The organism is Promicromonospora alba (assembly GCF_042654905.1).
GTDB lineage: Bacteria > Actinomycetota > Actinomycetes > Actinomycetales > Cellulomonadaceae > Promicromonospora > Promicromonospora alba.
The window spans coordinates 301,680-327,904 of sequence record NZ_JBHSFI010000004.1; the positions used below are offsets into that span (position 1 = coordinate 301,680).

29 protein-coding genes are annotated in these 26,225 nt (G+C 72.0%); 11 read left to right on the forward strand and 18 right to left on the reverse strand.

Annotation, left to right across the window (positions count from 1 at the left end):
• Window positions 1–25 precede the first annotated feature (25 nt).
• Window positions 26–973 (forward strand): EamA family transporter, encoded by a 948-nt coding sequence (locus tag ACFO6V_RS12345; protein ID WP_377135712.1) that lies wholly within the window; start codon window positions 26–28, stop codon window positions 971–973.
• 12 nt (window positions 974–985) lie between these two features.
• On the opposite strand, the gene ACFO6V_RS12350 is transcribed toward ACFO6V_RS12345, so the two are convergent.
• Entirely contained in the window at window positions 986–1,588 is a 603-nt protein-coding gene (locus ACFO6V_RS12350) for a gamma carbonic anhydrase family protein (RefSeq protein WP_377135714.1), read from the reverse strand.
• A 72-nt stretch (window positions 1,589–1,660) separates the two neighbouring features.
• Here ACFO6V_RS12350 and ACFO6V_RS12355 point away from each other — a divergent pair, with 72 nt between their 5' ends.
• Window positions 1,661–2,614 carry a 1,4-dihydroxy-2-naphthoyl-CoA synthase gene (locus ACFO6V_RS12355; protein ID WP_377135716.1) on the forward strand — a complete coding sequence of 318 codons (954 nt, stop codon included), beginning with the start codon at window positions 1,661–1,663 and terminating at the stop codon, window positions 2,612–2,614.
• Window positions 2,615–2,643: 29 nt separating this feature from the next.
• Here the strand turns inward: ACFO6V_RS12355 and ACFO6V_RS12360 are convergent, their stop codons facing one another.
• Both ACFO6V_RS12360 and ACFO6V_RS12365 read right to left on the reverse strand, forming a co-directional pair.
• The gene (locus ACFO6V_RS12360) at window positions 2,644–4,302 is read right to left on the reverse strand and encodes an ABC transporter transmembrane domain-containing protein (RefSeq protein ID WP_377135718.1); all 1,659 of its coding nucleotides are present in this window, start codon (window positions 4,300–4,302) and stop codon (window positions 2,644–2,646) included.
• Complete coding sequence (locus ACFO6V_RS12365) at window positions 4,289–5,482, reverse strand: DUF1611 domain-containing protein (protein ID WP_377135720.1); 1,194 nt, start codon at window positions 5,480–5,482, stop codon at window positions 4,289–4,291. Before ACFO6V_RS12365 ends, ACFO6V_RS12360 begins: the two co-directional genes overlap by 14 nt.
• A gap of 155 nt (window positions 5,483–5,637) precedes the next feature.
• Between ACFO6V_RS12365 and ACFO6V_RS12370 the strand changes: the two genes are divergently transcribed.
• Together ACFO6V_RS12370 and ACFO6V_RS12375 are read left to right on the forward strand one after the other, a co-directional pair.
• Entirely contained in the window at window positions 5,638–7,005 is a 1,368-nt protein-coding gene (locus tag ACFO6V_RS12370) for an AMP-binding protein (RefSeq protein ID WP_377135722.1), read from the forward strand.
• Window positions 7,006–7,120: 115 nt separating this feature from the next.
• Window positions 7,121–7,990: a 1,4-dihydroxy-2-naphthoate polyprenyltransferase gene (locus tag ACFO6V_RS12375; RefSeq protein WP_377135724.1), complete on the forward strand. Its 870-nt coding sequence runs from the start codon at window positions 7,121–7,123 to the stop codon at window positions 7,988–7,990.
• A gap of 37 nt (window positions 7,991–8,027) precedes the next feature.
• On the opposite strand, the gene ACFO6V_RS12380 is transcribed toward ACFO6V_RS12375, so the two are convergent.
• Complete coding sequence (locus tag ACFO6V_RS12380) at window positions 8,028–8,309, reverse strand: DUF4229 domain-containing protein (protein ID WP_377135726.1); 282 nt, start codon at window positions 8,307–8,309, stop codon at window positions 8,028–8,030.
• 94 nt (window positions 8,310–8,403) lie between these two features.
• On the opposite strand from ACFO6V_RS12380, the gene ACFO6V_RS12385 reads away from it, so the two are divergent.
• A complete protein-coding gene (locus ACFO6V_RS12385; protein WP_377135728.1) occupies window positions 8,404–8,865 on the forward strand; it encodes a PLD nuclease N-terminal domain-containing protein in 462 nt (153 codons plus the stop codon).
• A 33-nt stretch (window positions 8,866–8,898) separates the two neighbouring features.
• Window positions 8,899–9,321 carry a PLDc N-terminal domain-containing protein gene (locus tag ACFO6V_RS12390; protein WP_377135730.1) on the forward strand — a complete coding sequence of 141 codons (423 nt, stop codon included), beginning with the start codon at window positions 8,899–8,901 and terminating at the stop codon, window positions 9,319–9,321.
• Between the two features lie 116 nt (window positions 9,322–9,437).
• Here ACFO6V_RS12390 and ccsB read toward each other — a convergent pair whose 3' ends face one another.
• The 6 genes from ccsB to ACFO6V_RS12420 all read right to left on the reverse strand — a co-directional run bounded on the left by ccsB (window position 9,438) and on the right by ACFO6V_RS12420 (window position 14,862).
• A complete protein-coding gene (ccsB, locus tag ACFO6V_RS12395; protein WP_377135732.1) occupies window positions 9,438–10,424 on the reverse strand; it encodes a c-type cytochrome biogenesis protein CcsB in 987 nt (328 codons plus the stop codon).
• A gap of 2 nt (window positions 10,425–10,426) precedes the next feature.
• Window positions 10,427–12,196 carry a cytochrome c biogenesis protein ResB gene (gene resB / locus ACFO6V_RS12400; RefSeq protein ID WP_377135735.1) on the reverse strand — a complete coding sequence of 590 codons (1,770 nt, stop codon included), beginning with the start codon at window positions 12,194–12,196 and terminating at the stop codon, window positions 10,427–10,429.
• Window positions 12,196–13,020 carry a cytochrome c biogenesis CcdA family protein gene (locus ACFO6V_RS12405; RefSeq protein WP_377135737.1) on the reverse strand — a complete coding sequence of 275 codons (825 nt, stop codon included), beginning with the start codon at window positions 13,018–13,020 and terminating at the stop codon, window positions 12,196–12,198. The genes resB and ACFO6V_RS12405 overlap by 1 nt, the downstream gene beginning before the upstream one ends.
• Window positions 13,020–13,616 (reverse strand): TlpA family protein disulfide reductase, encoded by a 597-nt coding sequence (locus ACFO6V_RS12410; RefSeq protein WP_377135739.1) that lies wholly within the window; start codon window positions 13,614–13,616, stop codon window positions 13,020–13,022. Before ACFO6V_RS12410 ends, ACFO6V_RS12405 begins: the two co-directional genes overlap by 1 nt.
• Entirely contained in the window at window positions 13,616–14,260 is a 645-nt protein-coding gene (locus ACFO6V_RS12415; RefSeq protein ID WP_377135741.1) for a histidine phosphatase family protein, read from the reverse strand. The genes ACFO6V_RS12410 and ACFO6V_RS12415 overlap by 1 nt, the downstream gene beginning before the upstream one ends.
• A gap of 89 nt (window positions 14,261–14,349) precedes the next feature.
• On the reverse strand, window positions 14,350–14,862 hold the full coding sequence (locus tag ACFO6V_RS12420; RefSeq protein ID WP_377135743.1) for a MarR family winged helix-turn-helix transcriptional regulator: 513 nt from the start codon (window positions 14,860–14,862) through the stop codon (window positions 14,350–14,352).
• A gap of 146 nt (window positions 14,863–15,008) precedes the next feature.
• Between ACFO6V_RS12420 and ACFO6V_RS12425 the strand changes: the two genes are divergently transcribed.
• Window positions 15,009–15,560 (forward strand): YceI family protein, encoded by a 552-nt coding sequence (locus tag ACFO6V_RS12425; protein ID WP_357507088.1) that lies wholly within the window; start codon window positions 15,009–15,011, stop codon window positions 15,558–15,560.
• Between the two features lie 19 nt (window positions 15,561–15,579).
• Here the strand turns inward: ACFO6V_RS12425 and mmuM are convergent, their stop codons facing one another.
• Both mmuM and ACFO6V_RS12435 read right to left on the reverse strand, forming a co-directional pair.
• Complete coding sequence (gene mmuM, locus ACFO6V_RS12430; protein WP_377135746.1) at window positions 15,580–16,497, reverse strand: homocysteine S-methyltransferase; 918 nt, start codon at window positions 16,495–16,497, stop codon at window positions 15,580–15,582.
• A 9-nt stretch (window positions 16,498–16,506) separates the two neighbouring features.
• Window positions 16,507–17,100 (reverse strand): cupin domain-containing protein, encoded by a 594-nt coding sequence (locus ACFO6V_RS12435; RefSeq protein WP_377135749.1) that lies wholly within the window; start codon window positions 17,098–17,100, stop codon window positions 16,507–16,509.
• A gap of 219 nt (window positions 17,101–17,319) precedes the next feature.
• Between ACFO6V_RS12435 and ACFO6V_RS12440 the strand changes: the two genes are divergently transcribed.
• Together ACFO6V_RS12440 and ACFO6V_RS12445 are read left to right on the forward strand one after the other, a co-directional pair.
• Window positions 17,320–18,939, forward strand: coding sequence for an NCS1 family nucleobase:cation symporter-1 (locus tag ACFO6V_RS12440; protein ID WP_377135752.1), 1,620 nt, complete (start codon window positions 17,320–17,322; stop codon window positions 18,937–18,939).
• 2 nt (window positions 18,940–18,941) lie between these two features.
• Window positions 18,942–19,709 (forward strand): aspartate/glutamate racemase family protein, encoded by a 768-nt coding sequence (locus tag ACFO6V_RS12445; RefSeq protein WP_377135754.1) that lies wholly within the window; start codon window positions 18,942–18,944, stop codon window positions 19,707–19,709.
• Window positions 19,710–19,745: 36 nt separating this feature from the next.
• Here the strand turns inward: ACFO6V_RS12445 and ACFO6V_RS12450 are convergent, their stop codons facing one another.
• Genes ACFO6V_RS12450 through ACFO6V_RS12460 form a run of 3 tightly spaced genes read right to left on the reverse strand, consistent with a single transcriptional unit; the run spans window position 19,746 to window position 21,386 of the window.
• Window positions 19,746–20,393, reverse strand: a complete 648-nt coding sequence (locus ACFO6V_RS12450) for a redox-sensing transcriptional repressor Rex (protein WP_377135756.1) — start codon at window positions 20,391–20,393, stop codon at window positions 19,746–19,748.
• A 60-nt stretch (window positions 20,394–20,453) separates the two neighbouring features.
• Window positions 20,454–20,702: a glutaredoxin family protein gene (locus tag ACFO6V_RS12455; RefSeq protein WP_377135758.1), complete on the reverse strand. Its 249-nt coding sequence runs from the start codon at window positions 20,700–20,702 to the stop codon at window positions 20,454–20,456.
• Window positions 20,703–20,711: 9 nt separating this feature from the next.
• Window positions 20,712–21,386, reverse strand: a complete 675-nt coding sequence (locus tag ACFO6V_RS12460; RefSeq protein WP_377135760.1) for a Pr6Pr family membrane protein — start codon at window positions 21,384–21,386, stop codon at window positions 20,712–20,714.
• 77 nt (window positions 21,387–21,463) lie between these two features.
• On the opposite strand from ACFO6V_RS12460, the gene ACFO6V_RS12465 reads away from it, so the two are divergent.
• Window positions 21,464–22,258, forward strand: coding sequence for an HAD family hydrolase (locus ACFO6V_RS12465; protein ID WP_377135762.1), 795 nt, complete (start codon window positions 21,464–21,466; stop codon window positions 22,256–22,258).
• 77 nt (window positions 22,259–22,335) lie between these two features.
• Here the strand turns inward: ACFO6V_RS12465 and ACFO6V_RS12470 are convergent, their stop codons facing one another.
• The 3 genes from ACFO6V_RS12470 to ACFO6V_RS12480 all read right to left on the reverse strand — a co-directional run bounded on the left by ACFO6V_RS12470 (window position 22,336) and on the right by ACFO6V_RS12480 (window position 24,896).
• Window positions 22,336–22,434: a 30S ribosomal protein bS22 gene (locus tag ACFO6V_RS12470; protein ID WP_003792170.1), complete on the reverse strand. Its 99-nt coding sequence runs from the start codon at window positions 22,432–22,434 to the stop codon at window positions 22,336–22,338.
• A gap of 230 nt (window positions 22,435–22,664) precedes the next feature.
• A complete protein-coding gene (locus ACFO6V_RS12475; RefSeq protein ID WP_377135764.1) occupies window positions 22,665–23,333 on the reverse strand; it encodes a potassium channel family protein in 669 nt (222 codons plus the stop codon).
• Window positions 23,334–23,495: 162 nt separating this feature from the next.
• Window positions 23,496–24,896, reverse strand: a complete 1,401-nt coding sequence (locus tag ACFO6V_RS12480) for a TrkH family potassium uptake protein (RefSeq protein ID WP_377135766.1) — start codon at window positions 24,894–24,896, stop codon at window positions 23,496–23,498.
• A gap of 112 nt (window positions 24,897–25,008) precedes the next feature.
• Between ACFO6V_RS12480 and ACFO6V_RS12485 the strand changes: the two genes are divergently transcribed.
• Window positions 25,009–26,181 carry an acetoin utilization protein AcuC gene (locus tag ACFO6V_RS12485; protein WP_377135768.1) on the forward strand — a complete coding sequence of 391 codons (1,173 nt, stop codon included), beginning with the start codon at window positions 25,009–25,011 and terminating at the stop codon, window positions 26,179–26,181.
• Window positions 26,182–26,225 lie beyond the last annotated feature (44 nt).

Here is a 26,225-nt window from a genome sequence, read left to right on the forward strand (position 1 = left end):
CGTCGATACTCCAGATGTGGCCCCCATGAACGATGACAGTGCTCGACGCGGCCCGACGCCCCGACCCTCCCTGACCGGTCTGGTCGGACGCGGTCTCGGTGGGGTTCCGCCGACGGCCCTGGTCCTGCTCGGCATCGTCAGCGTCCAGCTCGGCTCCGCGCTGGCCAAGCAGCTGTTCAGCGAGGTGGGCAGCTTCGGGACCGTCGCGCTGCGGCTGTTCTTCGCCGCAGCGATCCTGATGCTCCTGTGGCGGCCTTCCCTGCGCATGAGCCGTCAGGCGTGGACCGTGGTGGTCGCTTACGGCCTGACCCTCGGCCTGATGAACCTGTGCTTCTACCTGGCACTGGACCGGCTCCCCCTGGGGATCGCGGTCACCGTCGAGTTCCTCGGGCCGCTGACGGTGGCCCTCATCGGGTCGAGGCGATGGCTGGACGCGCTCTGGGCGGCGCTCGCGGCAGCCGGCGTCGTCCTGCTCATGGGCGGAGGCGGCGAGGTAGACCTCATCGGTCTGCTGTTCGCCCTCGCCGCGGGGGCGTGCTGGGGCCTGTACATCGTGGTCAGCGCGGCTCTGGGCCGCCACACCACGGAGGGCAACGGCCTGGCCCTGGGCATGATCGTCGCAGTGCTTGTGGCGGTCCCCATCGGCGTGGTCGACAGCGGAGCGGCGCTGGTTCAGCCGTGGGTCCTGGTCGCGGGGCTCGGTCTGGCGCTGTTGTCGTCGGTGGTCCCGTACTCGCTGGACCTGGAGGCGCTGCGCACGATGCCGCCGCGCGTCTTCGGCATCCTGATGAGCCTCGAACCAGCCATGGCGGCCCTCATCGGCCTCGTCGTGCTCCAGGAGCTGCTGCACTGGTCGCAATGGATCGCGGTGCTTTGTGTGGTCGTCGCCTCGGTGGGCGCCACGCGCGGCTCGCGCCCCGAGATCCGGCCGGAGGACCTCGCAGCGAACCAGGACCTGGACCGCCGGACCTGAGTACCTGGATCGCTACGCGGTCCCGTCCACAGGCGCGTCGTCGCGGTGGGCGCCGTAGTACTCGGACTGGCGGCCCATGAGCTCGCGCATCGAGACGTCCCTGTCGACCCCGTACACGGTGCCGGGGAAGTCGAGCTCGCGCTGGATCGCCCAGATCTCCTCGTGCTTCTCCGGCGGCAGGATCGTTGCGGGGTCGCCCACCGCGATCCAGCCGATCGGCACCACCGCGCCCGGGGCCACCGCCGTGTTGACCTGCACCACGCCGTGGATGCGCACCTCGGCGCCCGCACCGATGACACTGCCCGGGAACAGCGCGGCGCCGGTCGCGATGAACGCCTCGTCCTCGACGGTGCTGCCGTTGACGTGGGCGTGCGGGCCGATCATCACTGCGGACCCGATCCGGGCGGGGTGGCTGTGCCGGCCACGGACCAGCGCGTTCTCCATCACCACGGTGTCCGCACCGATGATCACGGCACCGTCCTCGGCGGTGAGCACCGCGCCGTGCAGGATCCGCGCGCCGGCGGCGATGCGGACGTCGCCGACGAGCGTCGCCGACGGGGCGACGTACGCCGACGGGTCGATGGAGGGTTCGAGGCCGCGATGGCGGATGAGCATGTGAGGGTCCTCTCGTCGCCGCCACGATAGAGGCTGCCGCGCCCTCCCTGGCCCCGAACTAGGCTTTGCCGCGTGACCACGAGCACCGAACTCCCCCAGCAGGTCTCCGAGACGTTCGACCCGCAGCGCTGGCGCGCGGTGTCGGGCTTCGAGGACCTGACCGACCTCACGTACCACCGCGGCGTCGACCGCACCGGCCCCGAGCCGCGCGACCTGCCCGTGGTCCGTATCGCGTTCGACCGCCCCGAGGTCCGCAACGCGTTCCGCCCGCACAGCGTGGACGAGCTGTACCGGGTCATGGACCACGCGCGCATGTCGTCCGACGTCGGCACGGTGCTCCTGACCGGCAACGGCCCCTCCCCCAAGGACGGCGGCTGGGCGTTCTGCAGCGGCGGCGACCAGCGCATCCGCGGCCGCGACGGCTACCGCTACGCCGAGGGCGAGAACGCCGACTCGATCGACCCGGCCAAGGCCGGTCGCCTGCACATCCTCGAGGTGCAGCGCCTCATGCGGACCATGCCCAAGGTCGTCATCGCGGTGGTTGACGGCTGGGCCGCCGGCGGCGGGCACTCGCTGCACGTCGTCGCAGACCTCACCGTCGCGTGCCGCGAGCACGGCAAGTTCAAGCAGACCGACGCCGACGTCGGCTCGTTCGACGCCGGGTACGGCTCCGCCTACTTCGCCCGCCAGATCGGGCAGAAGCGTGCCCGCGAGGTCTTCTTCCTCGCTCGCGAGTACTCCGCCGACGACGCCGAACGCTGGGGCTCCGTCAACGAGGTCGCCGAGCACGAGGACCTGGAAGGGCTGGCGCTCGAGTACGCGAAGATCATCGCCACCAAGTCGCCGCAGGCCATCCGGATGCTGAAGTTTGCCTTCAACGCCGCCGACGACGGCATCGCCGGCCAGCAGGTCTTCGCCGGCGAGGCGACGCGGCTGGCGTACATGACCGACGAGGCGGTCGAGGGCAAGGAGGCGTTCCTGGAGCGCCGCGAGCCGGACTGGTCGGCGTTCCCGTACTACTACTGACGGCGCGCCACGTCGAGGGTGCACCGGGCTCAGTCGTCGCCGTCCGGGGCGCGCCCGTCCGGGGCGACCAGGACCGGCGTCGCCTCTACCCGGAACTCCTCGGCACCCAGCGCCCGCGCCAGCTCGTCGGACCCGGTGAGCACGACAACACCCGGGTAGCCCGCCAGGATGCGCTCCAGCCGGGCACGCCCCTCCTCGTCCAGGTCGCGGTCGAGGTCGGCGACCAGGAGCAGCGGCGGCTCGCCGTAGATCGCGCGGGCGAGGGCGAGCCGCGCCCGCTCGTCGGTGGTCAGCGGTTCCCCGCCGGAGCGCAGCACGGTGCGCAGCCCGTCGGGGAACGGGTCGACGGAGAGGCCGACGCCCTCGAGGGCGGCAAGGGCCGTCTCCTCGTCCAGGTCAGGACGCCGGTAGCGCAGCGCACGCCGCAGCGATCCGCGCTCGAACACCGTGTCCCGCGTGGCGAGCCCGACGAGCGCGCGACCACGCGCCGGAGCGACGGCCCGCAGGTTCTCGCCGCCCACCCAGATCTCGTCGGCGACGCCGGACGGGGTCGCGTCGAGCCCGACGACCCGGCGCATCAGGCGCAGCGGCGCCCCCGGGTCGTCGCCGGTCAGCCGGATCCGGGCACCGGCGTTCGCCCGCAAGGGCGCGTGGGTGAGCCCCGGGATCGCGACGTGCACCAGGCCGGGTGCGTCCGCGCCGTCCGGCATGAGGGCCGACGACGCGGCCTCGCGGGCCTGCTCGTACTCGGCGCGCCGGCGTGCGGCGTCGGCGAGCGCCGGACCCAGGACGGCGCAGGCGGCCAGGTAGGTCTGGCGGTACTCGACGATCCGGCCGATGTCGATGATCGGCGTCGACGCGATGCCCGCTATCGCCATGGCGGCCATCGTGACGGCGGGGTCGATGCCGCGGATGACGCCGACGGCCGCGACGGCCAGCGTGGCCAGCATCGCCGCCACGGTGCCGCCGGCCCGGATCAGGCCGACGATCGCGGACCGGTCGACCGCACGGTCGACGACGACGTCCGAGGCGGAGTCGATGTGGCCGAGCTCGCGGCCTGCGCCGCGGGCCGCGATGATCCCCTGCGCGGCGCCTACCGTGTCGGCGATCCGCGTGGCCATGCGCCCGCGGGCCCGCCGCAGGCTGCGCGACCGCTGGTACGCCGTCCGCGCCCAGGGCGCCATCACCGCGGCGAGCACGCCGAGCGGGAACAGGAACCCGAGGCCGAGGAACGGGTCGATGATCGTGAGGCCCACGACGGAGCCGAGGATCAGCGGGATCCCTGCGGCGAGCGGTCCGACGCCCTGTGACACCCAGTTGCGCACGCTGGAGAGATCGTTGGTGGTCCGGGCGACGGTGATGCCGATGTGCGTGCGGCTGCCCGGGGTGAGCTCGGCCTGGACCAGGTCACGGCGTACGTCCCGCACGTAGTCCTGGCCGAGCCGTTCGGCGACTATCCGCTCCTCCACGCGCAGCCCGCCGAACGCCACGGCGGCCGCGACGATGCTGACGATCACCACCGCCATCGGCCACGGGCTGCCCGCGCGGAGCTGCGTGAGGGTCCAGGCGCTGACCGCGCCGAGCGCGGCCTGGCCGAGGCCCAGGGCGACCAGGCCGATCACCCAGCCGCGCCGGCCCCCGGTGTAGATCTTGGGGAGCAGGCCCGGCTCGGGCTCAGGCGACGGCATGTCCGACTCCCGCAGGAGCCAGCCCCGCGGCGGCGAGCGCCTCGGACGGCAGGCACAGGTCGTAGGTCGGCACAACGCCGACGTCGAGCGCGGCACGCGCCTCCGCGGTGGCGAGCGGCGAGGCGGTGAGCACCCCGGACACCACCGACGGCTCGCAGCCCAGCGCCCGGAGCGCCGCGATCCCGCCGCTCGCGCCGAGCGCGTCCCCGGCGGCGAACACCACGCGGTCGACCACGGAACGGAAGGCGCCGTCGGTGAGGAGCCGGCTCGTGTCGCCCTGGAAGATGCCGTCGGCGATCTCGATCAGGACGACGTCGGGGGTGCCGTGCGCCGCCGGGGACGCCAGCACGTCCGTCATGGTCGCGAACACGTCCCGGACCTCCTCGAAGGACAGGCCGAACGTGCTGGGGAGACCGAAGTCGGTGAAGTCGACCACGCGGTCCGCGCCCGCGTCGGTGTAGTGGTGCGCGTCGTTGCCCGCGCCCGTGCCGGTCGCCTTGCCCGCGTGGACGGTGAGTCCGGCCGCGGTGAGACCGCGGGCGAGGCAGGCCATCGTCGTGGACTTGCCGGAGTTCATCGACGTACCGACCACCGCGACGACGGGAACGCGCGCCGCAGAGCCGCCGGCGAGCGCCGCCGCACGCACCGCCTGCGGCGCGAACCTCGCCAGGTTGACCACCCGGTTCGCACGGGAGAGCAGCCCGATCGGCTCGATCACCGTTGCGTCGTCGATCGCCGCGTGCTGGTCGACGACGCGCGAGGCGAGCCCGCCGGCGGCCGCGAGATGACACTCGCCGAGGTCCTCGGGGATGACGGCGAGGAACTGGTCGGCGGCGTAGCGCGACCCGTAGGCCACGACGATCTCGTCACCCTCGAACAGGATCTGGCGGCGTGACACCGGCGACTCGAGCCGCTTGTGCTGGCCGATGGTCACCACCCGGGCCAGGACGACATCGCCTGCCCGTGGCGCCCGCGCCGGGTCGGTGATCAGGTCGAAGGCACCGGGGTCCTGCTCGATGGCCGCCGCGACGAACCGCGTGGAGTAGGCCTTCTTGGCCCGCACCAGACGGCGCACGAGCGGGTCGGGCGTCCGCGCGCCGGCGATGTCCGCCCGTAGCGGGGCGACGACGGGGTGCGGGGCGTAGCCGCGCAGGTCAGGGGACGTGTCGAGGATGCTCATGACGGCCACGCTTTCTGGTCGAGGGACGCTGAGGTGCAACACCGTCACTCAACTCGGCCGGTATGAGCCCGCCATGAGACCCGGATGAAAGGTCTCTCATCGGGCGCCCGCCGCATCGTCGCCCGGCACCCTCGGCGCACGCTTACGCTCGTGAGGTGGCCCCGACCGACCCTCTGCCCGACGCTGTGAGCGACCGCTTGCCCGACGCTCTGCCCGACCCTGTGAGCAGCGTCGTCCGTGCCGTCCGGGACGCCCTCGACGGCGGTCCGGCGTACGCGCCGCAGCCCCGCCTGTCCGACGTCGCTCCGCCGCCCGGCACCGCGCTCGTGCTGCGGACCTCCGGTTCCACGGGAAACCCGCGCGAGGTCGCGCTGAGCGCCGCCGCCCTGCGCGCCTCGGCGGACGCCACGCACGAACGGCTCGGCGGTCCCGGAAGCTGGCTGCTCGTGCTCCCGCCCACCCACGTCGCCGGGGTCCAGGTCATCACCCGGTCCCTCATGGCGGGCGGCGCGCCGTACCCGGACACGCTCGACCGCTTCACCGCTGCCGGGTTCGCGGCGGTCGCCGCCGACTTCGCCGACCGCCTGGCGCGCGGCCGGCGCGCGTACGTCTCGCTGGTCCCCACCCAGCTGCACCGCCTGGTCACCGCGGCCGACGACGGCGACCGCGCAGGACTCGACGCCCTCGCCCGGTTCGACGCGGTGCTCGTCGGCGGTGCGGCCGCGCCGGCGCCCCTGCTGGCGAGCGCGCGGGCCGCCGGCGTCCGCGTCGTCACCACCTACGGCATGTCCGAGACGAGCGGCGGCTGCGTGTACGACGGCGTCCCGCTCGCCGGCGTGCGGGTCCGCCTGGCCGACGCCGACGCCGACACCGACGCCACCGCCGGGCCGGGGTCCGGCCTCGCGCCCGGGTCCGCCCCGGGGACCGGCGTCGTCGAGCTGTCCGGCCCGATGCTCGCCGAGGGCTACGTCGGTGATCCCGCCGCCACCGCCGCTGTCTTCCGTACCGACCCGGACGGCACCCGCTGGTTCCGCACCTCCGACCTGGGCCGCCTGGACGACGGTCGGCTCACGATCCTCGGCCGGGCGGACGACGTCATCCTCACCGGCGGCGTCAACGTCGCCCCGGCGGCCGTCGAGGACGCCATCGCCGAACACCTCGCGGGGCTCGGCACCCCCGGGGAGGCCTGCGTCGTCGGCGTGCCCGACGCCGAGTGGGGCCAGGCGGTCGTCGCCGTCGTCGCGACCGGGACGGCCGGCCGGGTGTCCGCCGCCCAGGGATCGCCGGACGGCCAGAGCCCGGACCCGGTCCCGGCCCCGGTCCTGACCGACGGCGGCGGCGAGCTGCTCGCCGGGCTGCGCTCCGCCGTCGGGCAGCGGCTCGGTGCCCCCGCCGCGCCGCGCCGCGTGTACGTCACGGATGCCCTGCCCACCCGCGGCCCCGGCAAGACGGACCGCCGGGCGGTACGGGACGCCGTCGTGCGGGCCGAGCGGGAGGCTGCCCGGGAACCCGTGCGACCATGACTTCGTTCCTCCGCCAGGGCCTCGAACAGGCCCGGACCTGGTCCGTCGAACCTGCTGGGCGCGAACCTTGCTGTCCACAGATGCTGGTCACACCTCACGAACGAAGGACACGCTGATGGCGACTGCCGCCGAGTGGATCTCCGGGGCCCGGCCCCGCACGCTGCCGGCGGCAGCTGCACCGGTGCTGGTGGGTACCGGCGCGGCCGCGCAGGTGGACGCCTCCGCGTGGCTGCCCGCACTCCTCGCGCTGGGGGTCGCCCTGGCCCTGCAGGTCGGCGTCAACTACGCCAACGACTACTCCGACGGGGTCCGCGGGACCGACCTCGACCGGGTGGGGCCGATGCGGCTCACTGCCTCCGGCGCCGCGGCGCCCGGCAGCGTGAAGCGCGCCGCCTTCGCCTCGTTCGGCGTCGCCGGCCTGCTCGGCCTCGCGCTGTGCGCGGTCTCGGGCCACTGGTGGCTGCTCGCGGTCGGCGCGGTGTGCGTGGCCGCGGCCTGGTACTACACGGGCGGCAAGAAGCCGTACGGGTACCGGGGACTCGGCGAGATCGCCGTGTTCGTGTTCTTCGGCCTGGTCGCGGTGCTCGGCACCACGTACACGCAGGCCGACCGCATCACGTGGCCGGCGGTGCTCGGCGCCGTCGGGGTGGGCCTCATCGCGTGCGCGCTGCTCATGGTCAACAACCTGCGCGACATCCCGACCGACGTGCTCGCCGGCAAGCGGACCCTGGCCGTGCGGCTCGGCGACCACAAGGCCCGCCGGGCGTACGTGGCGATGCTGGCGGTTCCGCTGCTGCTCGGCCTGGTGTGCGCGTTCTGGGCACCGTGGTCGCTCGTCGTGCTGCTGCTGTTCGGGCCGGCGATCCTGCTGACCATCCCGGTGCTCGCCGGGGCCCGCGGCAAGCTGCTGATCCCGGTGCTGGCCGGTACGGGCCTGTACGAGCTGGGCTACGGCGTGCTGCTCTGGTTCGGCCTGTCGATCTGACCCGCGGAGGGTCGGACGGCGGAGCCGGGCCGGCGGGTCAGTCGGCCTGGAGCCTCTTGTCGACCTCGGCGTCCTCGTGGGCCGCGTCGGCGTCGCCCTTCGGGAAGACCGCGCGCTCGGCGGCGCGGCGGTCCGTCCGTGCGGCGATCCACCGCGTCGCGGCGTCCCGGGGCTTCGTCAGCGTCAGGTACGACAGCGCCAGCGCCACCACTACCGCCACCGTCGGGAGCAGCCAGCCCCGCAGGCCGACCAGGTAGAGCAGGCCGAGGGTCGCGCCGAACAGCGCGAGGCGGAGCAACGTGTAGGTCAGGAGGGGCACCCTCCCATCGTAAGCCGGGCCCCGGTCACACCCGGCCACGAGTTCACCCGTTCGGCCAGGCGCCTCCAGCACCCGCCCCGCTAGGCTCCAGCCCATGCCCAAGCTCGTCTTCTTCCTCTTGTATCTCGCGCTCGTCGTCTACGCGCTGGTCGACGTGATCCAGGCGGAGGAAGAGGACCTCGGCGGCATCCAGAAGGGTTTCTGGATCGTCGCCATCGTGTTCCTTCCGCTGGCGGGTTCCATCGCCTGGCTGGTGGTGAGCAACATCGCCCGAAGCCGACGGAGGAGCTCCGGCCAGCAGGTCACCGGGTTCCCGGCCGGCCAGCCGGCGCCCGCCCGGTACGAGCGCCGGACGCGCTCCTGGGAGCAGGACGCCGCGCCCCTCGCGCCCGAGGACGACCCCGAGTTCATCTGGCTGATGGAACAGGCCAAGCGCAAGCGCGAGCGTGAGGCCCGCGAGGGAGCCGGTCGCACCGAGGACGCCACGCCCTCGGACCTGCCCACGGACGCGGACGGGGACGGGCGGCAACGCGGCGAAGGTCACGTCGAGGGCTGACCCATCCCCACCGTCCCGCCGTAGGCTGGGGGTATGCGAAACATCCTCCTGATCCTGGTCATCGTCGGCCTCATGGCGTATGCCCTGGCCGACGTCTGGGGCTCTGACGAGGACGAACGCGGCGGGCTGCCTCGGTGGCTCTGGGTGCTCCTGATCGTGCTCCTGCCCCTGCTGGGCGCGATCTCGTGGATAGTCGTGCGCGTCGCGGCCCGCCGGTCGGGCAAGGGCCCGTCGGCGCCCGGCAGCGGTCCGAGCGGTGGCGGCAGCCGTCCGACGCCGTCCCCGCGGTCACCCCGCCCCGGCCCGCGCCGTCCCGCCGGTCCCGTCGCCCCTGACGATGACCCCGAGTTCCTCTGGCGCCTCGAGCAGGAGAAGCGCAAGCGGGAGCGGGAGGCGCGCGGCACCCGGGACGCCAAGGACGACGACGCCGAGAACGGCTCGGCCCACACCGACTGACCCGACCGCCGTCCTGACGCCGAAGTAGAGCGGGCGTCCGGACACACGCTCTATCTCGCGACCAGTCGATGGCCGAGATAGAGCGTGTGTCCGGACGCCCGCTCTACTTCGCGGAGCTACAGGCCCGAGTACGAGTGCTTCCCGTTGAAGATCAGGTTCACGCCGGTGAAGTTGAACAGCACGCAGGCGTAGCCCGCGACGACGAACCAGGCCGCGCGGGTGCCGGACCAGCCACGCGTCGTGCGCGCGTGCAGGTAGGCCGCGTAGACGACCCACACGATGAAGCTCCAGACCTCCTTGGGGTCCCAGCCCCAGTAGCGGCCCCAGGCGTCCTCGGCCCAGATGGCGCCGCCGATGAGCGTGAAGGTCCAGAGCACGAACGCCACCGAGTTGAGCCGGAACGAGAGCGACTCCAGGGCCGACGGCGCCGGCGTGTGGTCCAGCCAGCCCCAGTGGCGGCTGCCGAGCAGCACCGAGCCGTTGTCCCGGCCGTCCCGCAGGAGCTGCAGCGCCGACGTCACGAAGGCGACGGTGAAGATGCCCGTCGCACAGATGGCGACGCCGACGTGGATCACCAGCCAGTACTTCTGCAGCGCGGGCTGCACGCCCATCGCCGCGACGAAGAACTGCTGCTGCGCCAGCACGAGGAACAGCACGCCGAGCCCGGTCACGAAGGCGCCGAGGAAGCGCACGTCGCGCCGGACGTTGACCCCGACGAACACCGCGACGGCCACGAACGTGCCGACCAGCGTGAACTCGTACATGTTGGCCCACGGCGTGCGGCCCGCGGCGATCCCGCGCAGGACGATCGCGGCAAGCAGCATCGCCGCCGCGAGCCAGGTCACCGACATGCCGACCTGGGCCAGCCTGCGGTTCACCGGACCGGGGGCGTCGGCGGTGGTGTCCGGGCCGTAGGGCGAGACCACCTCGGAACCGGCGTCGGCGACCGCGACGGCCACCTTCTCCCGGCTCCTGGCCGCGTCCCGCGCGTCGACCTTGGCACCCGACAGGCGCGACAGGTCCACGGCGAACGCGACGAGCGCGACGGCGAGGGCCGTCGCCGCGCCCCAGACGAGCAGCACACTGAGGTTTGCCAGCTCCATGTTCAGTCCTTTTCCGATCCGGTCTCGACACGCGGTTCCTGAGCCTGTCGAGGTGCGTCCAGCGAGGTCTCGGCGGGCGATGCCTCGGCGGGCTCAGCCAACCCGGGCACCGCGGCCAGCGCGCGGTCGACCTCGGCCTGCAGGCCTGCGTCGTCCCCGCGGGCAAGCCCCGCGACCTCGACCACGGTAGCCCCATCCTGGGCGACGTACGCCCGCGCCCAGACCCGCCGTCGCGGCGTGAAGAGCGAGACGGTGAGCCCGCCGAGCGCGAGCAGGGCGAACACGAGCACGAAGGTGAGCGACGGGTCGTGCCGAAGGTCGAGTGCCACGTAGCGCGGTAGCTCGTCGCCGAGGGTCAGGGTGCCGAGCCCGTCCGGCAGGTCGACGGTCTCGCCGGGCCGGGCCAGCACCTTGACCCGCTCGCCGTTCTCGTCGACGGCTGGCGTGAGCGACGCCGTGTCGAGCTCGTACACGTTCTGCGGGGAGCCGTCGTCGAGCCCCAGGTCGCCCGTGTACACCTCGAGCACCAGCAGCGGGTCGACGGGCTGCGGGAACGCCGAGCGGGCGGACCCGTCCGGCTCGACCTCGGCGGTCGGCAGGAAGTAGCCCACCAGCCCGATCTGGTCGAGCCCGGGGGCGACGTCCGGCACCTTCACCACGCCGCGGGACGTGTACATCGTGTCCTGCGGGATGAACGTCACGCGGCCCGCGAAGGCGATCTCGCCCTCGGCGTCGTGCACCGTGATGTCGGGCGCGAACCCGTTGCCCTGCAGGTAGATCTTGGCCCCGTCGACGACCAGCGGGTGGTTGACCTTCACGATCTCCGGCCGCTGCTCGCCCGAGGGCTCGGTCACCGTGACGTGCGCCGTGAAGTCGCGCGCCTGCGCGAACGCGACGGTGTCGCTCGCGAACTCCGACACGAACCGGTCGAGCGTCATGGAGAACGGCACCAGCGACTCCGGCCGGAACCAGGCGCCCTTCTCGAAGGTGTCGTAGTCGACGACGGCGTTCGCGAACCCGCGGCCCTCGGTGACGATGGCCTGGCCGCGGTAGTGCAGCAGCTGGCCCGTCGCCACCGACACGAGCAGACCGACCAGGGCCAGGTGGAACACCAGGTTCCCGGTCTCGCGCAGGTAGCCGCGCTCGGCGCTCACGGTGGCCGACGCCGGTCGGGCGGCACCGCGCGAGGGCTCCTCACCACGGTCCACGCGGAACATGGGCAGCCAGGAGATCGTGCCGCGCAGGCGGGCGGCGACGGCGTCGGCGGCCTCCTCGGGCGAGGCGGTGGTGGTCCCTGAGGCCTTGGCCGGGAACCGGTTGAACCGGGACGGCACGCGCGGCGGGCGGCCGCGCAGGGCTCGGTAGTGCGCCATCGACCGCGGCAGGATGCAGCCCACCAGCGAGACGAACAGCAGGATGTAGATCGCGGAGAACCAGACCGACGAGTAGACGTCGAAGAACCCGGCCTTGTCGAGCCACTCCCCCGCCGTCGGATGGTCGGCGAGGTACTCGATGACGCCCGCCGCGTCCTGGTTGCGCTGCGGGAGCACCGACCCCGGCACCGCCGCGACGGCGAGCAGCATGAGCAGCATGAGCGCCACGCGCATCGACGTCAGCTGGCGCCACATCCAGCGCAGCGTGCCCACCAGGCCCAGCACCGGCGCGTTGGGCCGACTGGGCTTCTGCTCGCCGGACGTCGGCTCGCCCTGTGTGAACTCGTCCGCGATCCCCTCGGGGACGTAGGTGCCGTCCCCACCCGAGCGCCTGGCCATCAGATCACCGTCTCGAATCCGCCGATCCAGAGCTGCATGGCGCCGGTGAGGCGCGTCCACAGCCCCGTGACCAGCAGCAGCCCGACCAGCACCAGCAGCCCCCCGCCGAGGCGCAGCGCCGCGAGGCGGTGCCGGCGCAGGAAGTCCATCATGCGCTCGGAGCTCCCCAGCCCGAGGGCGACCAGCAGGAACGGCACGCCCAGGCCTATGCAGTAGGCGACGCCGAGCAGCGCACCGCGGCCGGCGGACGCCTCGTCGATCGCGAGCGCCTGCACGGCGCCGAGGGTCGGGCCGATGCAGGGCGTCCAGCCCAGGCCGAACACGATGCCGAGCAGCGGCGCACCCCAGAGGCCGGCGCGCGGTGTCACGTGGAACCGCGCCTCGCGCTGCAGGAACGGGACCGCGCCGAGGAAGCCGAGGCCGAGCAGGATGACCACCGCGCCGAGCACGCGGGTGATGACGTCGTCCCAGCGCACGAGGTAGCTGCCGAGGCCGCCGAACGCGGCGCCGAACGAGACGAAGACGACGGTGAAGCCGAGCACGAACAGCGCCACGCCGCCGACGACGCGGGCGCGGGCGGGCTTGACGCGCGTCGCCACGGCTCCGCCGGTTCCGCCGGCCTCGGCGGTCGCGTTCATCGAGGCGGCGGCCATGCCGCTCACGTAGCCGAGGTACCCGGGCACGAGCGGCAGCACGCACGGCGACGCGAACGACACGAGGCCCGCCAGCATCGCCACGGGTACCGCCAGCAGCAGCGACCCGCTGAACGCGGTGACCGCGAGCCCGTCGCCGACCGCGGTCGTCACGGCACCGAGAGGAAGCATCAGGCTGCCTCCGCCAGGACCTCGTCGATGAGGGCCTCGAGCGTCGAGCCCTCCACCTGGCCGATGACCCGCGCGGCCACGTAGCCCTCCTGGTCCAGGATCACGGTGGACGGCACGGCCTGCAGCGGCACGACGCCGGACAGGCCCGCGATCACGACACCGCTGCGGTCCTCGATGCTGGGGTAGGGCACCTCGAAGGTGCGCTGGAACGCCTGGGCGGCGCCGGCGTCGTCCTCCGTGTTGATGCCGAGGAACTGCACGCCCTCCTTCGAGGAGGCGAGCTCCACGAGGTCGGGGGCCTCGGCGCGGCACGGGGCGCAGGAGGCGTACCAGGTGTTCACGACCACGACGTCACCCGCCCAGTCGGCCGTGTCGACGTCGTTGTCCTCGAAGTCGATGCCCTCGATGGCTACCGGCCCCTTGCGCTCCCCGACGTCGTACGTCTGCACCGACCCGTCCCCGGAGACATACCCCTGCCCGACGACGTCACCGGCGCCGGACTCCTCGGGCGTGCACCCTGCGAGGGCGGCCACCAGGCCGATGACGATGCCGACTGCCACTATCCACTGCACGACCCTGAAGGTCTTACCCCGCATCACGCTCCGGCGACCTTGCTCGCGCCGTCGTAGAGCTCCGCGGCGGGCTCCGTGTAGTGGAGGCCCACGAACCGGTCGTCCTCGAAGTGCAGGGACGTCAGCGAGGCCAGGTTGCACTGGCGGCGGCGCGGGTCGTGCCAGAGCTGGCCGTTCTCGAACGACCGGCGCGTGAGCCAGACCGGGAGCTGGTGGCTGACCAGCACGATCTCGTGTCCCTCCGCGGCCAGGCGCGCGTCCTCGACGGCGCTGCGCATGCGCTCGACCTGCTGCGTGTAGGGCTCGCCCCAGGACGGGCGAAACGGGTTCCACATGTACGGCCAGTTGCGCGGGCTCTTGAGCGCGCCCCCGCGGTCGCCGACGGGCAGGCCCTCGAACCTGTTGCCTGCCTCGATGATGCGGTCGTCGGTGGCGAGCTCCAGCCCGAAGCCCTGCGCCACGGGGGCGGCCGTCTCCTGCGCGCGTTGCAGCGGGGAGGCCACCACCCGGATCACGTCGTGACCGGTGCTGGTGAGGTGGTCGGCGACGATCTTCGCCATCGCCTGGCCACGGTCGGAGAGGCGGTAGCCGGGCAGCCGCCCGTACAGGACACCGTCGGGGTTGTACACCTCGCCGTGACGCAGCAGGTGAACCGTCGTGGAAACCATGGCGCCCAGTCTCGCACCCGACCCTGGGTGCCGGTGACCTCGGGAGTGTGGATTACGTCATCCTGCGCCCGACCTGGTGACCAGCCGGGTCAGTCGCAGTGCGCCGTCAGGCCCTCCTCGGTGCCGCCAGAGAGCTTCGAGGACTCGGCCACCTTGGCCATGATGCGGCCCAGCGTCGCGAGCTCCTCGGGCTCCAGCGCGTCGACCATGATGCGGCGCACCGCGGAGACGTGGCCGGGTGCCGCCGCCTCCAGGGCCGCGCGGCCGGCGTCGGTCATCGTGCAGTTCACACCGCGCCGGTCGCCCTCGGCGGCGCGGCGCTCGACCAGCCCGCGCGACTCCATACGGGCGACCGTGTGCGTGAGCCGGCTGCGCGAGAGCACGAGGCCGTCGGCGAGCGTCGACATCCGCATGGTCAGCTCCGGTGCCTCCGAGAGCTGCACCAGCAGGCTGTACTCGCCGAGGGAGAGATCGAGGGTGCGGTCGTGGACCGCACCGAGCGCCTCGACGAATCGTGCGGTGCCTTCGAGGTAGTGCCGCCAGGAGCCTTGCTGCTCCTCGGTCAACCACAGGTCCTGCTGCTCGACCGTCTGCACCGCCATCTCGCCACCGCCTTCGTGCTGACTCGGACACCCTGCTCGGACACCCTGGGAATACGTTACGGGACCCGCTATGTTGGACCTCATCGCGGGTAGTTGATCTCTAAACTATCCACCCAAATCGCCGCATCAACAAGGAGTCCTCACTCATGGCCACCCCGCTCCCCGCCGGACTCACCACCGGCACGTACGACATCGACGCGTCCCACACCTCTGCGGCCTTCTCGGTCCGCCACGCGGGCATCGCAAAGGTGCGCGGCACCATCGCCGTCTCCTCGGGCACCATCACGGTCGGCGAGGACCTCGAGTCGTCGAGCGTCACCGCCGAGCTGGACGCACAGTCGGTCAACACGGGCGACGCCGGTCGCGACGGCCACCTGAAGAGCGCCGACTTCTGGCACGCCGACGAGAACCCCGCCTGGACCTTCTCGTCCACCGCCATCCGCCCCGAGGGCGACGCCTACATCATCTCGGGCGACCTGACCATCAACGGTGTCACCAAGGGCGTCGAGCTGGAGACCGAGTTCACCGGCACCGCCAAGGACCCGTTCGGCAACAACCGCGCCGGCTTCGAGGCCGCCCTCGAGATCAACCGCAAGGAGTTCGGCCTGACCTGGAACGCCTCGCTGGAGACCGGCGGCTTCCTGGTGGGCGACAAGGTGAAGATCACCCTGGACGTCAGCGCGATCGCCAAGGGCTGATCCCGCTCGGACATCTCGCTCAGACATAGCCCGTGCCGGCGACGGCACGGGCTATGTCTTTGATGTCGGCGGGCCGCACCCGGCAGCATCCGCCCACTATCCGCGCACCGTCAGCGACCCACTGCCGCGCTTGCTGACCTGGCTGCGCGGACTGCTCCGGCGACCCCGCCCAGCTGCGTCGCCCGGCGTCCCAGCTCTCGCCGCTGTTCGGGTAGGCGATCCCCGGCTTCCCGGTCACGGCGCCTGCCGTGACGACCGCCGCTGACACGTCCGACGGCGCACAGCAGTTGACCCCCACCGCCACCACCTCCGGCACGTCCCGGGCGATGGCGAACGCCTCGGGCAGCGGCTGCCCGGCGCGGGTGCGGTCGCCGTCGATGCTGTACGTCAGCCACACGGGAATGCCCATCCCGGAGACCACAGTCATCAGCGCTTCCGCCTCGTCGAGGTCCGGGATCGTCTCGAGCGCCAGCACGTCGGGTCCGGCGTCGGCCAGCACTTCCAGCCGACGGCGGTGCCAGGCCGCCAGCTCGGCCACGCTCAGCCCGTACCGGCCTCGGTACTCCGACCCGTCGGCCAGCGTCGCACCGTAGGGGCCCACCGACGCGGCGACCCAGCGTTCCTGCCCGTCGTCGGCCAGCTCGTCACGGGCGTCCCGGCCCAGCTCGACGCTGCGCCGGAGCAGCCGGACGGCGTCGCCCCGATCGATCCCGCGCGCCTCGAAGCCGTCGAACGAGGCCTGGTAGCTCGCCGTCGTCGCGATCACGGCGCCCGCGCGGAAGAACGACAGGTGGGCGGCCTTGATCTCGTCGGGGGCGTCCGTCAGCAGCCGCGCCGACCACAGGTCGTCCGACAGGTCGTGCCCGCGCGCTTCGAGCTCGGTCGCCAGGCCGCCGTCCGTGACCAGGACCGTGCCGTTCTGTTCGAGGAATCCCACAGAGCGACCCTAAGGGTGCACTATCAGCCACGTCGCGACCGCCGGCCGCACGCCCGCGTTCCGGATCCGGTGCGGCACCGAGCACGGGTAGCTGATGGAGTCGCCGGCCGCCAGCACCACCTCGTCGTCGGCCAGCTCGACGGTGAGCTCGCCCGCCACGACGTTGCCGATCTCGTAGCCCTCGTGCTTGAACAGCTCGATGTCACCGAGGGTGGCCGTGGCACCGGGCGGGTAGATCGACTCGAAGAAGTCGAGGCCGCGGGTCGGGTTGGGCGAGAGCCGGCGGAACGTGACTCCGCCGTCGAGGGTCACCGGAGAAGCCTCCCAGCCGCGGGTGACCGCGATCCCCGCCTGGTCGAGCCCCGTCGTCCCGCCGCGCGGAGCGGCGACGGCGCCCGGCGGCTCGAACACGTCGGACAGCGAGACCCCCAGCGCGTCGGTGATCGCGAGCAGGCGCACCACCGAGGGGCGCATGACGTCCCGTTCGATCTGCGACACGGCGCTGGCCGAAATCCCGAGCGTCGCGGCGAGGCTGCGTGCGGACACACCACGCGCCACGCGCAGGCCGCGGAGCCGGGCACCGAGGGACGGTTCGGAGGACACCGCCGCATCGTACGAGTGCTCCGGGCCTCGTGCGGCCCTCGCCCGCCCGACACACCGTGCGACACGCACCGGTTCACGTACCCGACACGCCCCGAAACATGCGTGAAGCGGTAACTGAACATGAGCCTTACGACGTGGTTACCCCGGGGAAACCAGCCGCCTGTCGTTAACCCATAACTTCATATCGACCCAGCGACCACGCTTCGGAAGGCAGTGCTCATGACCGAGAACACGGAGGTGGCGGCCTCCTCGGCGACCGCACCCCAGAACCCGCCCGGCGCCGTCTCCGGCGGCGAGCACGACCTGGTGGAGGCCGCCGGGCACCCGGTCGGGTCCGGCAACGTCAAGCCCTCCTACGACCCCCGCCTCGCCAACGAGGACCTCGCGCCCCTGCGGGAGCAGAAGTGGTCGTCGTACAACATCTTCGCCTTCTGGATGTCCGACGTGCACAGCGTCGGCGGCTACGTGACGGCCGGCAGCCTCTTCGCGCTCGGCATCGCGAGCTGGCAGGTGCTGCTGGCGCTGCTGGTCGGCATCGTCATCGTGCAGGTGTTCACCAACCTGGTCGCGAAGCCGAGCCAGAACACCGGGGTGCCCTACCCGGTGATCAACCGCGCGGTCTTCGGCGTCAAGGGCGCGAACATCCCGGCCATCATCCGCGGCCTCATCGCGGTCGCCTGGTACGGCGTGCAGACGTTCCTCGCCGCGCAGGCGCTGAACATCGTGTTCCTCAAGTTCATCCCCGCCAGCGCCGCGCTCCTCGAGCCGACGTTCCTCGGGCTGAACGCCCTTGGCTGGATCTCGTACGCCGTGCTCTGGTTCGCGCAGGCCGCCCTGTTCTGGAACGGCATGGAGACCATCCGGCGGTTCATCGACTGGGCCGGTCCCGCCGTCTACGTCGTGATGATCGTGCTGGCGGTCTACCTCGTCTCGGAGGCGGGCTGGTCCAACATCAGCCTGGACCTCTCCGAGGGCGAGCCGCTGACCGGGTGGGCCTCGGTAGGGGTCTTCTGCACGGCGGTCGCGATCGTCGTGTCCTACTTCTCCGGGCCGATGCTGAACTTCGGCGACTTCGCGCGGTACGGGCGCTCGTTCAAGGCCGTGAAGCGCGGCAACCTGCTGGGCCTGCCGGTCAACTTCCTGTTCTTCTCGCTCCTGACGGTCATCACGGCGTCGGCGACGGTGCCGGTGTTCGGCGAGCTCATCACCGACCCCATCCACACCGTCGAGCGCATCGACACCCCGTTCGCGATCCTGCTCGGCGGCCTCACCTTCGTGACCGCGACCGTGGGCATCAACATCGTCGCCAACTTCATCTCCCCCGCGTTCGACTTCTCCAACGTGGCCCCGCAGAAGATCAGCTGGCGCATGGGCGGCATGATCGCCGCGGTCGGGTCCGTGGTCCTGCTGCCCTGGAACTGGTACAACGACGCCGACGCGATCCACTACACGCTCGGCGTGCTCGGCGCCCTGATCGGCCCGCTGTTCGGCATCCTCATCGCCGGCTACTACTTCGCGGCGAAGCAGCGGGTGCTCGTCGACGACATGTTCACCATGTCGCCCGAGGGCGCCTACTGGTACACGAACGGCTACAACCGCAACGGCGTGCTCGCGATCTTCCTGGCCGGCGTGCCGACCGTCCTCCTGGGCGTGCTGCCCAAGCTGATCGCCGACCTCGGGTACTTCGACATCTCCTGGATCGGCAACTACACGTGGTTCATCGGGTGCGGGCTCGGCTTCGTGGCGTTCTGGTGGCTGGAGCGGCTCAGCCCTCAGATCCCGTCGTTCGACGGCGACACCGAGGGTGTGGCCGACGGCGCAGCGGGCACCAAGGCCTGACGGTGCGGATCCACCTCATCAACCCCAACACCTCCCGGGCGATGACCGACAAGATCGCGGTCACCGCCCGGGAGGTCGCCGGGCCGGACGTCGACGTCGTCGCCACCTGCCCGGAACCCGGCGCCGGCCCCGCCGCCGTCGAGAGCCACACTGACGAGGCGTGGGCCGCGCTCGTGGTGGCGCAGCAGGTCGCGGCCGCGGAGGCGGCCGGCGTCGGCCCTGCGGACGGCGGAGAGCCGGACGGCGTCGGCCCGGCCGACGGCTACGTCGTCGCCTGCTTCGGCGACCCCGGCCTGGACGCCGCCCGCGAGCTGACGGACGGCCCGGTGGTCGGGATCGCCGAGGCCGCGATGCACGTCGCGACCCTGTCGGGCCGCACGTTCGCCGTGGTCACCACGCTGTCCCGCACGCTGGGCCGCGCGCGCGACCTGGTGCGGCGCTACGGCTTCGAGGACACGTGCGTGGCCATGTACGCGGCGGACGTCCCGGTCCTCGAGCTGGAGGACGCCGGCTCTGCCGCCCGGGAGAAGATCGCCGAGCTCTGCGAGCGCGCGGTCCGCGACGACGGCGCGGACACCGTCGTGCTCGGCTGCGCGGGCATGACCGACCTCTGTGCGGACCTCACGAAGCGCACAGGGGTCCCGGTGATCGACGGCGTGGCGGCCGCCGTCGGCCTGGTGTCGGGAATGGTGCGCATGGGCGTAGGAACGAGCAAGCGCGACGAGTACGCGCCCCCGCCCCGGCTACCGGCGCAGGTACTGCGGCCCTGACTTGCGGTACCTGGTACGACCAGTCAGGGCCGCAAGTCAGAGCGCCGCGGCTCGCGTCGCCGCGTGGAACGCCAGGATCTGCAGCTCGCCGCCGACGTCGACCGAGCGCACCACCACGTCGTCCGGCACCTGGAGCGCGACCGGCGCGAAGCTGAGGATCTCGCGCACGCCCGTGGCCACGACGGCGTCGGCCACGTCCTGGGCCACGTGACCCGGCAGCGCGAGCACGACCATGCTGACCCGCTCGCGCTCGATGATCTGCGCGACGGAGCGCACGTGCTCCACGGTCACGCCGGCCACCCGCGTGCCCACGACGTCGGGCGACGCGTCGAGCAGCGCCACCACCTGGAAGCCGCGCGTCGTGTAGCCCGAGTAGTTCGCGAGGGCGTGCCCGAGGTTTCCGATGCCGACGATCGCCAGCCGGTGCTCGGTCTCGAGCCCCAGGGCGACGGTGATGTAGGAGGCGAGCGACTCGACGTCGTACCCGACGCCGCGCGTGCCGAACGAACCCAGGTAGGACAGGTCCTTGCGCAGCTGCGCCGAGCTCACGCCCGAACGCTCGGCGAGCTCCGTCGACGAGGTGAGGGCCACCCCCTCGGCCGCGAGGTCCCGCAGGGCGCGCAGGTAGTACGGCAACCTCCCTACGGTTGCTGCCGGAACTGTCCCGTCACTGAGTTCGACCACGTGCTGCTCCCCTCCCCGCGACCACTGTGTCGCGGGCGTACGCACACACTGCCGGGACGATCATGCCAGGAGGCGGGCCAGGCGCGCACCGTCCACGCGCCAGAAACCTTGCTGGACCCCGTCCACCTCGACCACGGGGACGTACTCCCCGTACTTCTCCCGCAGTGCGGGCGCGCTGTCGATGTCGACCTCGCGCCATTGGGCTCCTGCGTCCTCGCACACCCGCACCACCACGGCGCGTGCGTCTTCGCACAGATGGCACGCCTCGCGTGTGTACAGGACTACCCGGGCATCGGCAGGACTTGTCACGACCTGAGGTTACGTCACGCGCGGGACCGAACCGTCCGTACCCGGCAGCCGTGCGTCCGCCCAGCGGACGCCCCAGGCCAGGACCAGGAAGACCACGGCGACGAGGGTGGCGTTGGTGAGCGCAGCGCCGTAGCCGAGCACGGTGACGTCGAGGAAGGGGTACGGGTACCAGCCCGTGGCGGCTCCCCGGACGAAGGTGTAGACGAGCCACGCGATCGGGTAGACGACCGACCACCAGACGGTCCGCACGCTCACGCGCGGCCGAGGACCTACCCACAGCCAGACGACGACGGCGAGGAGCGGCGCCAGCACGTGCAGCATCGTGTTCGCCACGGCGCCCGACGGCGTCAGCGTCACCAGGCCGCGCAGCACCGTGTTGTAGACGATCCCGGTGACGGCGATGCACAGCAGCGCGTCGAGCCGCAGCACCCGGAACACCGGCCCGTCCCGGCGCGGGTCCAGCGCGAGTGCCAGCGAGACGCCGCCGATCAGCAGGTTCGACTCGATGGTGAAGTAGCTGAAGAGCCGGACGAAACGCTCGGCGTGCGTGGGCGCGACACCCGGGCCGTCGACGATCGCGGTGACGAGCTCGATCGTGAAGCCGCCGAGGGCGAGCACGGCCACCAGCAGGTGGAGGACGCGCGCGAGGATGGCCCGGTCCGGCCCGCTGATCTCTTGGCTCACGCCCCGGTTCTATCACCGGCCGCCCCTGCCTGCCCGGTGTGACCTGCACTACGTGGCGCGCGGATAGAGTGGCCTCCATGCCGTCGACGCACCCCTCGTCCGCCACCGCGGCGTTCTTCGACGTCGACAACACGATCATCCGCGGTGCGAGCGCTTTTCACCTGGCCAAGTCCGCGTACCAGCGCAAGTTCTTCGGCACGCGGGACATCCTCAGGTTCGCCATGATCCAGGCGCGCTACCTGGTGTGGGGCGAGAACAAGGAAGAGATCGACAAGGTGCGCAACCGCGCCCTGTCGCTGATCGCGGGCCGCAGCGTCGCGGAGATCGCCACCCTCGGCGAAGAGGTGTGGGACGCCGTCCTGTCGCTGCGGATCTATCCGGGCACGCGCCGCCTGCTCGACGAGCACATCGCGGCGGGCCACCAGGTCTGGCTCATCACCGCCACGCCCGTGGAGATCGCACAGCTCATCGCGCGCCGGCTGGGCGCGACGGGTGCGCTCGGCACCATCGCGGAGCACAAGGACGGGTTCTACACGGGCCGGCTCAACGGCGACCTGATGCACGGCCAGGCCAAGGCGGCGGCCATCGTCGAGCTCGCGGACATCAACGAGATCGACCTCGACGAGAGCTACGCGTACGGGGACTCGCTGAACGACCTGCCGATGATGCGCGCCGTGGGCCACCCCTGCCCGATCAACCCCGACCTGCGGCTGCGCCGGCACGCGCAGGAGGTGGGCTGGCCCATCCGGGAGTTCCGCGGACGGTCCCAGCGCGCCGCGGGGCGCAGCGTGCGTACGGCCTCATGGGCCGGCGCCGCGTGGGTGCTGGGCCTGGTGCTGCGGGCGGCCCGCCGTCGGCTGCGCGGGCAGTAGCGGCGCACCGCTGACACGAAGAAGGCCCGGCCCCTAGGGGGCCGGGCCTGCTCGTCACGCGCCCGAGGGCGCGAGCGTCACTTCTTGTTGCGGCGCTGGTGGCGCGTCTTACGAAGCAGCTTGCGGTGCTTCTTCTTCGCCATACGCTTGCGGCGCTTCTTGATGACGGAGCCCATAGGTCCTCGCAATGTTCGATCGGTCGGCGGCAGCCCGACGACGGGCCGCTCAGCGAAATGGTCCACGGTTGGTCCGGGACAGTGACGCCAGGGAGTGACGATGGCCGACCAACACGAAAGGGAGTCCGCTCCCTAGGCTACCTGGTCTGACGCGCGCCCCGTAATCGGGGGCGGTGTGAGGTGCGCCGAACCCCTCCCGAAGCCCTCCCGGACCCGTCCCGAAGCCGGAATCAAGGCCTCGCGGCGAACCGTTCGAGGAGGTCCGCGTGACCGGAGCACACCAGCAGGTCGTTGGCGGAGATCCGCGTCTCCGGCGTCGCATAGACGAAGTCGACGCCCGGTGACTTCACGCCGATCACCGTGATCCCGTACCGCTTGCGGATGTTGGACTGCGCGAGCGTGAAGCCCTGCGCCTCCTTGGGCGGGCGCATCTTGACGATGGTGAAGCCGTCCTCGACCTCGATGTAGTCGAGCAGCTTGCCGCTCACGAGGTGGGCGACGCGCGAACCGGCGTCGGCCTCGGGGAAGACGACGTGGTGGGCGCCGATGCGGGTCAGAATACGGCCGTGCTCCGCGGAGATCGCCTTGGCCCAGATCTGGGGCGTGCCAAGGTCCACCAGGTTGCCCGTGATCAGCACGGACGCCTCGAGCGACGAGCCGACGCCGACCACCGCCACACCGAAGTCCTTGGCGCCGAGCTGTTCCAGCGCCTCCGGGTTGGACGCGTCGGCCTCCACCAGCGGCAGCCGCCCGGACCACTGGGCCACCAGGACCGGGTCCTGCTCGACGGCGAGCACGTCCTGGCCGAGCCGGTCCAGGGTCGCGCCGATCGCCGACCCGAACCGCCCCAGTCCGATCACCAGCACACCCGCGTCCCGCTCGGGCTTCTTCTCCGGCACGGTATTCCTCTCTAGCCGCTTGTCAGACGTACAGGTCACCCTAGTGACCTGTGCGCCTGACACTCTCGTCGGTTACTCGGTGTTGTCTGTCGGGTGCGGCCTGCGTTCCGTTCCGGGCGAGTGCCTCGTTTCTCGGCCCTCACCCTGCACTGCACTCCGGCCTCACCCGATGATCGGGCGTTCCTCGGGGAAGCGTACGATGCGCCGCCGGTCGCGGAGCGCAAGCACCGCGACCACCGTGACCGCGCCGGTGCGCCCCACGAACATGAGGAGCGCCAGCACGTATTTTCCGGCGTCTGGCAGGTCGAATGTGATGCCCGTGGACAGGCCGACGGTCGCGAACGCCGAGAGCACCTCGAACAGCACCTGCGACAGCGGCAGGTCCGTGACCTCCAGCAGCGCGATGCACGAGACGAGCACGATGCTCGCCCCGGTGAACACCACCGCGATGGACAGCCGCAGGACGTCGCGCGGGATGCGGCGGCCGAACGCCTCGATGTCGCGGTCACCGCGCGCCTCGGCGACGATCGCCAGCAGCATGACGGCGAGCGTGGTCACCTTGATACCGCCAGCGGTCGACGCCGACCCACCACCCACGAACATCAGTGCGTCCTGGATCAGCCAGCTCGACTCCGTCATGGCACCGACGTCGACCGTGCTGAACCCGCCCGAGCGCGGCATGATCCCGGCGAAGAGGGCGGCCAGCAGCTTCTCCCCGAGGGTCAGGGGCCCGAACGTGTCCGGGTTGGCCCACTCCAGCACCAGCAGCAGCAGCGCGCCGACAGCGAGCAGCGCGCCGCTCGTCACGAGCGTGAGCTTGCTGTGCAGGGAGAGCCGCTTGGTCCAGTTGTGCCAGCGCTGGCCCGGACGGGGCAGCGCGCGCTGGATGTTGAGGATCACGGGAAAGCCGAGCGCACCGATGAACACCCCGAGAGCGATCGGCAGCACGAGCGCCCAGTCGCCGACGTGCGGCATCAGGCCCTCGGTCGTGGGCACGAAGCCCGCGTTGTTGAACGCGGAGATCCCGTAGAAGAGCGCGTGCCAGGCCGCGGTGCCGACGTTCTCCTCGATGACGACCAGCCGGGGGAAGATCAGCAGGGCGATCGACAGCTCGAGTGTGGTGGCGGTGACGATGATGACCCGGATCAGCGAGCCGACGTCGCCCAGCCGGCTCGTCTTGGTCTCCGACGCGGTGAGCAGCTTTTGGGTCAGCCCGATCTTGCGCGACACGATCATGCCGAGCAGGGAGGCGACGGTCATGATGCCGAAGCCGCCGACCTTGATGCCCGCGAGGATGACGATCTGCCCGTACAGGGACCAGTAGGTCGCCGTGTCCTGCACGACGAGCCCCGTCACGCACACGGCGGAGACCGCGGTGAACAGGGCGTCGACCAGGCGAGCGCCCTCGCCGTCGGCGGTCGCGAACGGCACCGTCAGGAGCGCCGCGAACAGCACGACCACACAGGCGAAGACGGTGACCGCCAGCCGTGCCGGCGCCCGGAAGGCGAGCTCGTCGACGAGCTCCCGCAGCCCGAACAGCCGGTTCCGCAGGCTCCCCGCCATCCGCTCCGCTCCCTCCACCACGTCTTGTCGATCGACGCCCTACTCTGCCACGCCGCAGTAGCCGTTCTGAGCAGAAACCCTCCGCCGGCCGCAGGTCCGTTACCGTGAGCGGGTGCACCTCGCCCGGCTGGTCTGGAGTCCGCGACTGCTCGAGTACGACTTCGGACCCGGGCATCCCATGTCGCCCACCCGCCTCGACCTCACGATGCGGCTCATCGAGGCGCTCGGCCTGCTGGACCGGCCCACGCTCGAGCTGGCGGACGCCGAACCGGCGTCCGACGCGGTGATCGAGACGGTGCACGACGCCGACTACGTGGCCGCCGTCCGGCACGCGGGGACGACGCTGGAGCCGAACGTGGCGCGCGGCCTGGGCACCGACGACGACCCGCTGTTCACCGGGATGCACGAGGCCGCCGCACGCCAGCTGGGCGGGTCCGTCGACCTCGCCGACGCGCTCTGGTCCGGCGAGATCGCACACGGCGTGAACATCGCCGGCGGCATGCACCACGCGATGCCCGGCGCGGCCTCGGGCTTCTGCGTCTACAACGACGCCGCGGCCGCCATCCGCCGGCTGCTGGACCGGGGCGCGGAACGGGTCGCCTACCTCGACTTCGACGCCCACCACGGCGACGGGGTGGAGGCGATCTTCTGGGACGACCCCCGCGTGCTCACCGTCTCGGTCCACGAGGACGGCCGCACCCTGTTCCCGGGGACCGGTGCCTCCGCCGACGTCGGGCAGGGTTCCGCCGAGGGCAGCGTCGTCAACATCCCGGTCCCCGCCCGCACTACCGGCCCGGCCTGGCTGCGGGCGATCGACGCCGTCGTGCCCGCCCTGGTCCGGGAGCACCGGCCGCAGGTGATCGTGTCCCAGCACGGCTGCGACGCCCACGGGCGGGACCCCCTCTCCAACCTGAACGTCTCGGTGGACGCGCAGTGGACCGCGCAGCAGTGGACGCACGCGCTGGCGCACGAGCACGCAGAGGGCCGCTGGCTGGCCCTCGGCGGTGGCGGCTACGCGGTGTCCGACGTCGTCCCGCTCGCCTGGGCGGCCCTCGTCGCCGAGGCCGCGCACGCACCCCTGGAACGCGGTGCCGAGCTGCCAGCCACGTGGCGCGCGGCGGTCGAGGCCATGGGCTTCGAGGCCGCTCGCGCGCTGGGCTCCGCCGAGGTGCCGTTCCGCCGCTGGAGCGACGGCTACGACCCGGCCGACGCCGTGGACCGTGCTGTCCAGGCCACCCGCCGCGCGGTGTTCCCCCTCCACGGCCTGGACCCGCTCCTGGACTGAGGGGAGCCGCCCCGGCCGGGCTGGTCGGCAGTTCGTCAGATGGT